Source organism: Bacteroides ilei, from assembly GCF_900128495.1.
Taxonomy (GTDB): Bacteria; Bacteroidota; Bacteroidia; order Bacteroidales; family Bacteroidaceae; genus Phocaeicola; species Phocaeicola ilei.
The window spans coordinates 257,855-271,186 of record NZ_LT635801.1; the positions used below are offsets into that span (position 1 = coordinate 257,855).

Here is a 13,332-nt window from a genome sequence, read left to right on the forward strand (position 1 = left end):
GTTAAGATATTAAATATCGTTTTTTATTATAGTATTCAATTTTGTTTTACAGATCGTAAGAAATTCCGATTTCAAAACTGCTTCCGCGTTTGAACCGTTCCACTTCGAGGGTTTTCCCTGTTTGAGGTACTTCCTGGTCGAATACGATGGCTCTGTTCAGCAGGTCGTTGACCTGAAGTTTTACGGTGAATTTTTCATTGAGGCGGTAGCTTCCGGCAAAATTCAGGATATGTACAGGTTGCTGTTTGACATCGCCCAGTCCGGAAATACCTACTGCGTGGATGCGGGGACCTTGCAGGTTGTAGAGCAAGGCTGCGCTTAACTGCCTGTTTTCACCGAATGTCGGGGTATAGGTGATATCGGCGTTGACCAGGTATGGAGAGGCTCCCTGCAAGGCGCGCTGGTTATTGGTGTATGCTCCGCCTTCGGGCAGTTTCACGTTGGTATACATATAGGAAGCGTTGGCTCCTATCCGCAGGTCTTTGGCTATTTCTTTGCGGACCTCAACTTCAACTCCGGCTGCGAGACCGTTGTCGGCATTGCGGAAGGAATGTTCGGCCGCACCTCCCACCAGGGTCTGGACCCGTTCGATAGGTGCTTCGAGAAGTTTGTAGTATCCGGTGACCGAAAGCATGTCTCCATTGTCGTGGAAGAGTTCATAACGCAGGTCGATGTTATAGTTGTATCCGTTCTGCAGGTCGGCATTACCTCTTATCTGGGCGGCACCGTATGATTCCTGATAGAGGAACGGAGCCATTTCGATAAACGACGGACGGGTTACGGTACGTGAGAAGGAAAGACGCAGGCTGTTCCTTTTGTCGAGCTGGTATTTCAGGTTCATGGCCGGGAACAGGTCGTTGGTGTTCAGATCCCTTCTTTTGGCCTTACTCTGGTCATCGTAATAGTTGACCCATTGTTTGCTGATTTCATAACGTACTCCGATATTCATCAGTAAAGGTTCAATCGGATATATGTCGGCCAATACATAACCGGCATAAATGGTGTTTCCGGCATTATAGCTGTCTTTAGGCTGTTTCTTGCGGTCGATGGATACCAGTCCGTCGGTGATACTTTCCTGATTGAGAAAATCGGATGGGGTATAGATGTCGTTGATGGTAGGATTCAGTCTGCTCAAGTTATAGTAGAAACGGGTAGCTACATAATCCCGGTCCTTGTCTTTATAGGTGAAGCCTGCCTGGATCCGGTTGAGGTTGCCGAAGCGGTATTCTCCGCTGACGTTGCCTACCCATTCCTTTTCATCGAGCGTTCCGAAATAACGCATGGTTTCCTGACGGTTGAGCTTGAACAGTTCCAGTTGCCCGTTTTTCTTTTCGTACATGATCTGGCGACGGTCGGGTTCATCACTTCCCGTCATGCTGTAGGATCCGCTCCAGTTAAACGTCCATTGTTTTCCGAAATGATGTTTTCCACTCAGCTGATGGTTCTGCAGACTATATATATGGCTTACATTGTTGCTTCCTACCAGGTTATGGTCTTCGTAGTCCACTCCCTCCCTGAGCATGTAGGTATCGAGTGCGTTACGTGCATAGAAAAAAGTGTAGCTCAGCAGGTCACTTCCCCGGAACGTGTATCCGACACTTCCCAGACCGGCTATTTTCAGTTCGCTTGAATAGCTGTCGTAGTTGAAGTTGTTCAAAGTGGTACCGCTGGCTTCCAGGGTGCGCACATAAGCGTCTTTCATTGTCTGCTGGTCGTTGCTGAGTCCGAATGACGCCAGGATGCTCAACTGTCCGCTTCCGATACTGAAGTTTTTTCCTATACCGATATTACCGCCGAATTCAGGGATAGACGTTTTCTTCGTGACGTCGAACGTAGTGTTGAACAGTTTGTTCTTGGCTGCATAGGCTTCGTAGTCTGCAAGGTCCATGTTATTGATATGGCTGTCGAGCGAAGGTGTCTTGAACAGACTTCCGTCACGGTCCATCTGGTACGTGTCCCGGCCTAATGTATTGAATTTACCTCCCGTGTTGAATGACAGGTTGAAAAAATCCTCTCCGGTCTGTTCCTTTGTCCCTATGTCAATATGTGCCCCCGAATAGTCGGCAAATGAGTTTACTTCGTATACTTTACTGACCGTGATGTTCTTGACCGTTGAGGTTGGGAAGAGGTCCAACGGTATCAGCTTGTTGTCCGGATTCGGTGAGGCGATAGGTAGTCCGTTCAATGTTGTGGTACTGTAACGGTCGCCCAGGCCGCGTACGATAATCTGTCCGGCTGAAGCGATGGATACTCCTGTGATTTTTTTCACTCCCTCTTCTACGTTGGAGAGTCCTTTTGCACTCATTTCCTTTGCTCCTATATTTTCTATGGCTACGCTCGACTTCTGGCGTTCCATCAGCAAAGCCCGTTCGCCTTCCAGATTCTTCTTGGCTACGACAGTCACTTCATCCAACTGTTGGTTATCGGGTGAAAGGGCAATGACAAGTTCCTCTTTCTGTTCCGATGTGACTGCAATCCGTTGCGACTTGTAAGAAACGTATTGGATAATCAGGTTACAGCTTTTTCCTTGGAGCTGTTTTAATTCGAACTTTCCGTCGATGTCAGTGATCGCTCCGATGGTTGTACCTTCTATTTGTACTGTTGCTCCTATCAATGGTTCCTTTGTCGTGTTGTCGATGATCACGCCTTTTAATGTGAAAGCCTGTACGCTGACGGCTGTGACGACCATTGGAGCCAGTAACATCATTTTTTTCAAATTTACCATTCGTTTGTATTTTACTGATTTCAACGGTGCAAAGATACCTGCTGTCTGTTGCAGGAATATGACGGAAGTTTGATGGACGGTTGACAGATCTGTTACAATTACGCTACAATCGAATACTCTGTAAATCTATTTGTTATTAATTCAAAATATTTCTGAAAGCACAAAATATTTATGCCGATATTTTGCAGTACATTATATTATTTGTATCTTTGCGGGCGAGATGGATGAAAAGGTGAGGGGGCGGTCAAGCTCCTTTTTTTGTTCTTATATAGTTAATGCATGATAGATAAAAATGTTGTAACCCGGATAGTTGATGAATGGCTGGAGGGTAAGGATTATTTTCTGGTAGATGTCACAGTTAGTCCGGATGACAAAATTGTAGTTGAAATTGACCATGCCGAAGGAGTATGGATTGATGATTGTGTAGAACTGAGCCGGTATATAGAATCTAAATTGAACCGTGAAGAGGAAGATTATGAACTTGAAGTCGGATCGGCCGGCATCGGGCAGCCTTTCAAGGTACTCAAGCAGTATATGATTCATTTAGGTAAAGACGTAGAAGTACTCGATAACAACGGAAAGAAATGGACCGGGGTGCTGGCCGATGTCAATGACGAGAACTTTACGGTTACCGTTGAAGTCAAGATCAAGCCGGAAGGGGCTAAACGTCCTAAACTGGTGGAACAAAATGTGACCTTTACGTATGACGAAATAAAATACACCAAATATTTAATAAGCTTTAGATAATTATGGCGAAAAAAGAAGCAACTGTCAGCCTGGTTGACACGTTCTCGGAATTTAAGGACTTGAAGAATATTGATCGCACTACTATGGTCAGTGTACTGGAAGAATCTTTCCGTAGTGTGATTGCAAAGATGTTCGGTACAGACGAAAATTATGATGTTATTGTAAATCCGGACAAGGGTGATTTTGAAATCTGGCGTAACCGGACGGTAGTGGCAGATGATGAACTGACCAATCCGAATATGCAGATCTCGCTGACAGAAGCACGTAAGATCGATGCTTCTTATGAGGTAGGCGAAGAAGTGACGGATGAAGTGATTTTCGAGAAGTTCGGCCGCCGGGCTATCCTGAATCTCCGCCAGACATTGGCTTCCAAGATTCTGGAACTTGAAAAGGACAGTCTGTATAACAAATATATCGACAAGGTGGGTACGGTAGTGGCTGCCGAGGTATATCAGATATGGAAAAAGGAAATACTTCTGCTGGATGACGAGGGCAATGAACTGCTGCTTCCGAAGACAGAGCAGATTCCGAGTGATTTCTATCGGAAAGGTGAAACGGTACGTGCGGTAGTGGCACGTGTCGACAATAAGAATAACAACCCGAAGATTATTTTGAGCCGTACTTCACCTGTATTCCTGCAGCGCCTGTTCGAACAGGAGGTGCCGGAAATCAATGACGGTTTGATTACAATCAAGAAAATAGCCAGAATCCCGGGTGAACGCGCCAAGATTGCTGTAGAATCATACGATGACCGTATTGATCCGGTAGGTGCATGTGTAGGAGTGAAGGGTGCACGTATCCATGGCATAGTACGTGAATTGCGTAATGAAAACATTGATGTTATTAACTATACTTCAAATATCCAACTGTTCATTCAGCGTGCATTGAGCCCTGCCAAGGTCTCTTCAATCGTAATGCATGAAGATGAAAAGAAGGCCGAAGTTTATCTGAAGCCGGAAGAGGTTTCTCTGGCTATCGGTAAGGGAGGTATGAATATCAAACTGGCCAGTATGCTGACCGAATATACCATTGATGTATACCGCGAACTGGATGAGTCATCAATGGATGAGGATATCTACTTGGATGAATTCAAGGATGAGATTGACGAGTGGGTTATCAATGCCATCAAGGGTATCGGTATCGATACTGCGAAGGGCGTTCTGAACGCACCTCGTGAGATGTTGATTGAGAAGGCCGATCTGGAAGAGAACACTGTTGATGATGTGTTGAGAATTTTGAAGGCTGAGTTTGAGGAATAAACCAGAATAGGCGGTCAAAGATTAAAACAGGTGATGTTTTAATCTTTGATTTTAATATTAGTGATTGGTAATCTTTTCTTGAACTCTATTAAAAAACTTAAAGGAATTTATGACGATAAGACTGAACAAAGTAACAAGAGATTTGAATGTAGGGATTTCTACCGTGGTTGACTTTTTGCAGAAAAAAGGATATACCATTGAGGCGAACCCGAATACTAAAATTACGGATGAACAATATGCTGCACTTGTGAAAGAGTTCAGCAAGGATAAGGATTTGAAGATAGAGTCTGAGAAGATTTTCCAGGAACGACAGAATAAAGACAGAAACAAGGCTTCTGTTTCTATAGATGATCTTCAGAAAGAAAATTCCAAGTCTGAAGTAATAGAAACGGTAGTACCGGATGATGCTCGTCCGAAATTCAAGCCGGTAGGCAAGATTGATTTGGACAGTTTAAATAGGAAAAAGGCAAAACCGGTAGTGGTGGAGCCTGTTAAGGAAGAGAAGAAGGATGTGGAAGAAACTGCTGCTCAGGTGACACCTGTATCTGTAGCTCCGGCTCCTGAAAAGGTAACGGCTGTGGAGGTGGAAGGAAAAACGGTACAACCGCAACCTCAAGTGAATATTAATGAAGAGAAGGAACAGCCGGAACAGAAGGCTGAAGATTTGAAACCAGTGGTGATGGAAAAAGAAAAGGAAACACCGGAAGCACAGAGTGCTCAGGAAGGTACGGATGACGGAATATTTAAGATTCGTCCGACTGAGTTCAAGTCAAAGATCAATGTAGTAGGTCAGATTGACTTGGCGGCATTGAACCAGTCTACCCGTCCGAAGAAAAAGTCGAAGGAAGAAAAGCGTAAGGAACGGGAAGAAAAGGATAAGTTGCGTCAAGAACAGCGGAAGCAGATGAAGGACGCAATTATTAAGGAAATCAGGAAGACTGATGAAAGAGTGGAAAAATCTTCGAAAGATGATAATGGCAATAACAAGAAAAAACGTAACCGCATCAACAAGGAACGTGTTGATATCAGTGCAGCCAGCAATATGCCGGTTCGTAATGAAAAGTCAAATAAGGGCGGTAACGTCAATTCTGGCCAGAATATCCAGGGAGGAGGAAAGCATAATAAGGACCGCTTCAAGAAACCCGTTCCTAAACAGGAAGTGAGCGATGAGGATGTGGCAAAGCAGGTAAAGGAAACTTTAGCCCGTCTGACGAATAAGGGAAAGAATAAGGCTGCCAAGTACCGTAAGGAAAAACGTGAGAACATCCAGAATCGTCAGTTGGAACAGGAAGAGCTGGAACAGGAAGAAAGCAAGGTATTGAAACTTACGGAATTCGTTACTGCAAACGAATTGGCTAATATGATGGATGTGCCTGTAACTCAGGTTATCTCTACATGTATGAGTGTGGGTATCATGGTTTCCATCAATCAGCGTCTGGATGCTGAGACCATTAATCTGGTAGCCGAGGAATTCGGATTCAAGACAGAATATGTAAGTGCGGAAGTCGCTCAGGCAGTTGTTGAGGAGGAAGATGCGGAGGAGGATCTCCAGCCTCGTGCTCCGATTGTTACTGTGATGGGGCATGTAGACCATGGTAAGACTTCGTTGCTTGACTATATACGTAAAGCGAACGTGATTGCCGGTGAAGCAGGTGGAATTACCCAGCATATCGGTGCGTATAATGTGACGTTGGAAGACGGACGTCATATCACGTTCCTCGATACTCCGGGTCATGAGGCGTTTACCGCCATGCGTGCCCGTGGTGCGAAAGTGACCGATGTGGTTATTGTGATTGTAGCTGCCGATGATAATGTGATGCCTCAGACTAAAGAGGCCATCAACCATGCGATGGCGGCAAATGTACCTATCGTGTTTGCCATCAATAAGGTGGATAAACCGAACGCCAACCCTGACAGAATCAAGGAAGAGCTGGCTGCCATGAATTTCCTTGTTGAGGAATGGGGAGGAAAGTACCAGTCTCAGGATATTTCGGCAAAGAAAGGTACCGGTGTAAAGGAATTGCTTGAAAAGGTATTGCTGGAAGCCGAAATGTTGGATCTGAAAGCCAATCCGAACCGTAAGGCTACAGGTTCTATCATCGAGTCTTCTCTTGATAAGGGACGTGGATATGTAGCTACAGTACTGGTTTCTAACGGTACTTTACATGTAGGTGATATCGTATTGGCCGGTACTTACTTCGGTAAGGTGAAGGCCATGTTCAATGAACGTAACCAACGGATGAAGGAAGCCGGTCCGTCCGAACCGGTATTGATTCTGGGACTGAATGGTGCTCCGGCTGCCGGTGATACGTTCCATGTATTTGAAACCGAGCAGGAGGCCCGTGAAATAGCCAACAAGCGTGAACAGTTGCAGCGTGAGCAGGGCTTGCGTACGCAGAAGATGCTTACACTGGATGAAGTGGGCCGTCGTCTGGCTTTGGGTGATTTCCATGAGCTGAATGTAATCGTCAAGGGTGATGTGGACGGTTCTGTCGAGGCTTTGAGCGATTCATTGATCAAGCTGTCTACCGAACAGATCCAAGTAAATGTAATCCATAAGGGAGTTGGTCAGATTTCGGAATCGGATGTATCTCTGGCCGCCGCTTCCCATGCGATTATTGTAGGTTTCCAGGTACGTCCTTCCAACAGTGCCGCTAAGTTGGCCGAACAGGAAGGTGTGGATATACGTAAGTATTCTATTATTTACGATGCCATTGAGGAAGTCAAGGCTGCAATGGAAGGAATGTTGGCTCCGACTGTGAAGGAACAGGTTACCGCTACCCTCGAAGTGCGTGAAGTGTTCAACATCAGCAAGGTGGGTATGGTTGCCGGAGCTATGGTTAAGGCCGGTAAGGTCAAACGTTCCGACAAGGCACGTCTTATCCGTGACGGTATTGTGGTATTTACCGGTAACATCAATGCCTTGAAACGTTTCAAGGATGATGTGAAGGAAGTAGGAACCAACTTTGAATGTGGTATCAGTCTGACGAACTGTAATGACATCAAGGTAGGTGACGTTATTGAAACATACGAAGAAGTTGAAGTGAAGCAGACTCTGTAATCTGACAGGGAAAGCTTGAATACATAAGGGATAGACGCAGGTTACGCTTATCTCACTGATTGCTGGTTGGTCGGTAATTTTGTGTGGTCTGTGTGGTCTGCGTCTATTGCATCAAAACGAAAAACGATGACTACCATTGATCTTGTAATTGTAATAGTACTGGCTGTCGGGGCAATCGTTGGCTTTATGAAGGGATTCATCAGGCAGGTCGTTTCCATGGTGGGACTGATTGCCGGTCTGCTGGTGGCAAGGGCTCTGTTCGGTGTAGTAGGAGAAAAGCTGGCTGCCGAGGCAGGTATGTCGGTGACGTTCGGACAGATTCTGGCATTTATCCTGATCGGTGTGGTTGTGCCTGTCGGTCTGTCTGTGGCGGCTTCCATTCTGACGAAAGTGGCCTCGGCCGTGCATCTGAGCTTTTTGAACCGTTGGCTGGGATCGGGCGTCGGACTGATCCGGTATGGATTGATGGTTTGTATCGCTATCCACCTGATAGAGTTCATTGATGTGAAAGATTCGTTAATCGAAAAAACAACCAAGCAGGATTCGGTGTTATATTATCCGATGGAAAGGTTTTCCGACGTGTTCTATCCTGCGTTCAAGGCTGTGGCCAAAGAACTTATTGAAAATACAGATCCGGACGAATCCGGTTATGATCTTTGATAATATAAATTCTGACAATTCAAACAACAATTTGATATGCAACTAGAACCCAACAAATATGTGAAGGAACTGACGACGGAGAAGTACAAATATGGCTTCACGACCGATGTTCATACAGATATCATTGAAAAGGGACTGAATGAAGATGTAGTGCGGTTGATATCTGCCAAGAAAGGGGAACCGGAATGGTTGCTTGAGTTCCGACTGAAGGCATACCGCTATTGGTTGACAATGGAGATGCCTACCTGGGCTCATCTGAATATTCCGGAGATTGATTATCAGGCTATCTCTTACTATGCCGATCCTACCAGAAAGAAGGAAGGACCGAAAAGTATGGAAGAAGTGGATCCTGAACTGTTGAAGACATTCAACAAGCTGGGGATTCCTTTGGAGGAACAGATGGCGTTGAGTGGCATGGCAGTCGATGCGGTAATGGACTCTGTTTCCGTAAAGACAACCTTTAAAGAAACCCTGATGGAAAAAGGTATTATTTTCTGTTCCATCAGCGAAGCTGTCCGGGAACATCCCGATCTGGTGAAGAAATACCTGGGATCGGTTGTGGGTTATCGCGACAATTTCTTTGCGGCGCTTAATTCGGCTGTATTCAGCGACGGTTCGTTTGTCTATATTCCGAAAGGAGTGCGTTGCCCTATGGAGCTGTCCACTTATTTCCGTATCAATGCGGCCAATACCGGACAGTTTGAGCGTACCCTCATCATTGCCGATGACGACAGTTACGTTTCTTATCTGGAAGGATGTACCGCCCCGATGCGTGATGAAAACCAGTTGCATGCCGCAATTGTGGAAATCGTGGTACTGGACCGTGCCGAGGTGAAATACTCAACTGTACAGAACTGGTATCCGGGAGATGCGGAAGGCAAGGGCGGTGTCTACAATTTCGTGACCAAGCGCGGCAATTGCAAGGGAGTTGACAGCAAGTTGTCGTGGACCCAGGTAGAAACAGGTTCTGCCATTACATGGAAATATCCGAGCTGTATCCTGTCGGGCGACAATTCGACGGCCGAATTCTATTCGGTTGCTGTGACGAACAATTACCAGCAGGCCGATACCGGAACCAAGATGATTCATCTGGGGAAGAATACCCGTTCTACCATTGTAAGTAAGGGTATCAGTGCCGGCAAAAGCCAGAATTCTTACCGGGGACTGGTACGTGTGGCCGAAAAGGCTGAGAACGCCCGCAATTACAGCCAGTGTGATTCATTGCTTTTGGGAAGCCAGTGCGGTGCGCATACGTTCCCGTATATGGATATCCATAACGAAACTGCAGTGGTGGAACATGAGGCTACCACTTCCAAGATATCTGAAGACCAGATTTTCTACTGCAACCAACGCGGTATCTCTACAGAGGATGCCGTAGGACTGATTGTGAACGGTTATGCGAAAGAAGTGTTGAACAAACTGCCGATGGAGTTTGCCGTAGAAGCGCAGAAACTGCTGTCGGTGTCTCTTGAAGGTAGCGTAGGATAATTTTAGTGAAAAACTTGTTACAACGATTTGTATGTTAGAAATTAAAGATTTGCATGCCACCATTAATGGCAAAGAGATATTGAAAGGAATTAACCTGACTGTTAAGTCGGGTGAGGTACATGCCATCATGGGACCTAACGGTTCCGGTAAGAGTACATTGAGCAATGTGCTGGTAGGACATCCGGCGTATGAAGTGACTAAGGGGTCTGTAACATTCGACGGAAAAGATCTGTTGGCAATGAGTCCGGAAGACCGTAGCCATGAAGGACTGTTCCTTTCGTTCCAGTATCCGGTAGAGATTCCGGGTGTAAGTATGGTAAATTTTATGCGTGCGGCTGTAAACGAACAGCGCAAGTACAAGGGCCTGCCGGCTTTGACGGCCAGTGAATTCCTGAAACTGATGCGCCAGAAGCGTGAAATCGTGGAACTGGACAGCAAGTTGGCCAACCGTTCGGTGAATGAAGGTTTTTCGGGTGGTGAAAAGAAAAGAAATGAGATTTTCCAGATGGCTATGCTCGAGCCTAAGCTGAGCATTCTGGATGAAACGGATTCCGGTCTGGATATTGATGCCCTCCGTATTGTTGCGGAAGGGGTGAACAAGCTGAAGACTCCGGAAACAAGCTGTATCGTCATTACCCATTACCAGCGTCTGCTGGATTACATCAAGCCGGATGTGGTACATGTATTGTATAAAGGACGCATTGTAAAGACTGCCGGACCTGAACTGGCACTCGAATTGGAGGAGAAGGGTTACGACTGGATTAAGAAAGAATTAGGAGAATGAGCATGAAAGCAGAACAGCAATATATTGATCTTTTCTCGCAGTATGAGGCGACGATCTGCCAGCATAGCGTGGATGTGCTGAATGCTCCGCGTGCTCAGGCGTTCGCTCATTTTGAGCAGCTTGGCTTCCCGACCCGTAAGCAGGAAAAGTACAAGTATACCGATGTGAGCAAATATTTTGCTCCCGACTATGGGTTGAACCTTAACCGTCTGGCTATTCCGGTCAATCCGTATGAAGTATTTAAATGTGATATCCCGAATTTGAGTACATCGCTTTACTTTGTGGTGAACGATGCTTTCTATACAAAGGAACAGCCGAATGCGCCTCTGCCTGAAGGGGTGATTTTCGGAAGCCTGAAGGACGTGGCCTGCCAGTATCCAGAGCTGGTGAAGAAATATTATGGGAAGCTGGCCGATACTTCTAAGGAAGGTTTGGTGGCTTTCAACACCATGTTTGCACAGGATGGCGTATTTATGTTCGTACCGAAGGGTGTAGTGGTTGAAAAGCCTATCCAGTTGGTAAACATTCTGCGTGCCGATGTTAATTTTATGGTGAACCGCCGTATCGTGATTGTCCTTGAAGACGGAGCACAGGCCAAACTGCTGGTCTGTGACCATGCCATGGATAACGTGAATTTCCTTTCTACCCAGGTGGTGGAAGTGTTTGTGGGTGAGAACGCTGTGTTCGACCTTTACGAACTGGAAGAAACCCATAACAGTACGGTACGTTTCAATAATCTGTATGTCAGACAGGAGGCCAACAGTAATGTCCTGCTGAACGGTATGACTTTGCATAACGGGACTACCCGTAATACGACTGAGGTGACTTTGAACGGCCGCGGCGCTGAAATCAATTTGTGCGGTATGGCTATAGCCGACAGAGAGGAGCAGGTAGACAACAATACGTTTATTGATCACAAGGTACCCGACTGTACTAGTAACGAACTTTTCAAATACGTGCTCGAAGATCGGGCTGTAGGAGCTTTTGCCGGTAAGGTGCTGGTTCGTGAGGGTGCCCAGCATACCAATTCCCAGCAGACAAACCGTAATATCTGTGCTACCCGTGAGGCACGTATGTATACCCAGCCACAACTGGAAATCTATGCCGACGATGTAAAATGTTCGCATGGAGCTACGGTGGGACAGTTGGACGAAAATGCCTTGTTTTATATGCAGCAGCGTGGAATCAGTTTGAAGGAGGCTCGCCTGCTGCTGATGTTCGCGTTTGTGAATGAGGTTATCGACCATATCCGGATGGATGCGTTGAAAGATCGTCTGCATCTGTTGGTAGAAAAACGTTTCCGTGGCGAGCTGAACAAGTGCCAGGGATGCGCTATCTGTAAGTAAAAATGCAATGATATGTACGATATACAGAAAATCAGAGAAGACTTCCCGATTCTTTCCCGTACGGTTTACGGCAAGCCGTTGATCTATCTGGATAACGGTGCCACAACTCAGAAGCCGCGCTGTGTGGTGGAGGCGATTACCGACGAGTATTATTCGGTGAATGCCAATGTGCATCGTGGGGTACATTTCCTTTCACAACAGGCAACCAACCTGCATGAGGCTTCACGTGAAACGGTGCGTAAGTTCATCAATGCACGCAGTACTTCTGAAATCGTCTTTACACGGGGTACTACCGAAAGTATCAATCTGGTGGCGGCTACTTTCGCCGACAGCCAGATGAAGGAAGGTGATGAGGTGATTGTTTCGGTAATGGAGCATCACAGCAATATTGTTTCCTGGCAGTTGCAGGCCGCCCGTAAAGGGATTGTTCTGAAGGTTATTCCGATGAACGACCGTGGAGAGCTTTTGATCGATGAGTATGAAAAGCTTTTTTCACCGCGTACCCGTATTGTGGCTGTAGCACATGTATCGAATGTGTTGGGAACGGTTAATCCGGTAAAGAAGCTGGTAGAGATTGCTCATGCCCATAATGTGCCGATTCTGATTGACGGTGCACAGAGTATTCCGCACATGAAAGTGGATGTACAGGAGTTGGATGCCGATTTCTATGTGTTCAGCGGGCATAAGGTGTACGGTCCTACTGGAGTGGGTGTACTTTATGGAAAGGAAGTATGGCTCGACAAGCTTCCTCCTTATCAGGGAGGCGGTGAGATGATCCAGAATGTGAGTTTCGAGAAGACTACCTTCAATGTGCTGCCTTTCAAGTTTGAGGCAGGCACTCCGGATTATATCGGAACTACGGCGCTGGCTAAAGCACTGGATTATGTATCGGCCATCGGTATGGATAATATTGCGGCCTATGAGCATGAGCTTACGGTCTATGCCATGCAGCGTCTGAAGGAAATCCCGGGGATGCGTATTTTCGGTGAGGCGGAACAGAAGGGTGGGGTTATCTCATTCCTGGTAGGAAATATCCATCATTTTGATATGGGAACCTTGCTTGACCGTCTGGGGATAGCTGTACGTACCGGTCATCATTGTGCGGAGCCTTTGATGCACCGGATGGGCATTGAAGGTACGGTCCGTGCTTCGTTCGGTCTGTATAATACCAAAGATGAAATCGATTCGTTGGTTGCGGGTATAGAACGGGTGAGCCGGATGTTCGGGTAGAACTTTAATTTAGTATCATAGAGGGAATCCCC

9 protein-coding genes are annotated in these 13,332 nt (G+C 46.3%); 8 read left to right on the top strand and 1 reads right to left on the bottom strand.

The features are described from left to right. Window positions 1–46 precede the first annotated feature (46 nt). Entirely contained in the window at window positions 47–2,725 is a 2,679-nt protein-coding gene (locus BQ7489_RS01130; RefSeq protein WP_072529690.1) for a TonB-dependent receptor, read from the bottom strand. A 279-nt stretch (window positions 2,726–3,004) separates the two neighbouring features. Here BQ7489_RS01130 and rimP point away from each other — a divergent pair, with 279 nt between their 5' ends. The 8 genes from rimP (at window position 3,005) to BQ7489_RS01170 (ending at window position 13,300) form a co-directional block, all read left to right on the top strand. Then, a complete protein-coding gene (rimP, locus tag BQ7489_RS01135) occupies window positions 3,005–3,472 on the top strand; it encodes a ribosome assembly cofactor RimP (RefSeq protein WP_072529691.1) in 468 nt (155 codons plus the stop codon). 2 nt (window positions 3,473–3,474) lie between these two features. Beyond that, window positions 3,475–4,731 (top strand): transcription termination factor NusA, encoded by a 1,257-nt coding sequence (gene nusA / locus BQ7489_RS01140; RefSeq protein ID WP_072529692.1) that lies wholly within the window; start codon window positions 3,475–3,477, stop codon window positions 4,729–4,731. Window positions 4,732–4,840: 109 nt separating this feature from the next. After that, window positions 4,841–7,792: a translation initiation factor IF-2 gene (gene infB / locus BQ7489_RS01145; RefSeq protein WP_072529693.1), complete on the top strand. Its 2,952-nt coding sequence runs from the start codon at window positions 4,841–4,843 to the stop codon at window positions 7,790–7,792. Window positions 7,793–7,918: 126 nt separating this feature from the next. Continuing rightward, on the top strand, window positions 7,919–8,452 hold the full coding sequence (locus BQ7489_RS01150; protein ID WP_072529694.1) for a CvpA family protein: 534 nt from the start codon (window positions 7,919–7,921) through the stop codon (window positions 8,450–8,452). A 36-nt stretch (window positions 8,453–8,488) separates the two neighbouring features. Further along, window positions 8,489–9,940, top strand: a complete 1,452-nt coding sequence (sufB, locus tag BQ7489_RS01155) for a Fe-S cluster assembly protein SufB (RefSeq protein ID WP_072529695.1) — start codon at window positions 8,489–8,491, stop codon at window positions 9,938–9,940. 31 nt (window positions 9,941–9,971) lie between these two features. Then, window positions 9,972–10,724, top strand: coding sequence for a Fe-S cluster assembly ATPase SufC (sufC, locus tag BQ7489_RS01160; RefSeq protein ID WP_072529696.1), 753 nt, complete (start codon window positions 9,972–9,974; stop codon window positions 10,722–10,724). A 2-nt stretch (window positions 10,725–10,726) separates the two neighbouring features. Continuing rightward, on the top strand, window positions 10,727–12,070 hold the full coding sequence (gene sufD, locus BQ7489_RS01165; RefSeq protein WP_072531964.1) for a Fe-S cluster assembly protein SufD: 1,344 nt from the start codon (window positions 10,727–10,729) through the stop codon (window positions 12,068–12,070). 12 nt (window positions 12,071–12,082) lie between these two features. Beyond that, window positions 12,083–13,300: an aminotransferase class V-fold PLP-dependent enzyme gene (locus BQ7489_RS01170; RefSeq protein ID WP_072529697.1), complete on the top strand. Its 1,218-nt coding sequence runs from the start codon at window positions 12,083–12,085 to the stop codon at window positions 13,298–13,300. The last annotated feature ends 32 nt before the right edge of the window (window positions 13,301–13,332 follow it).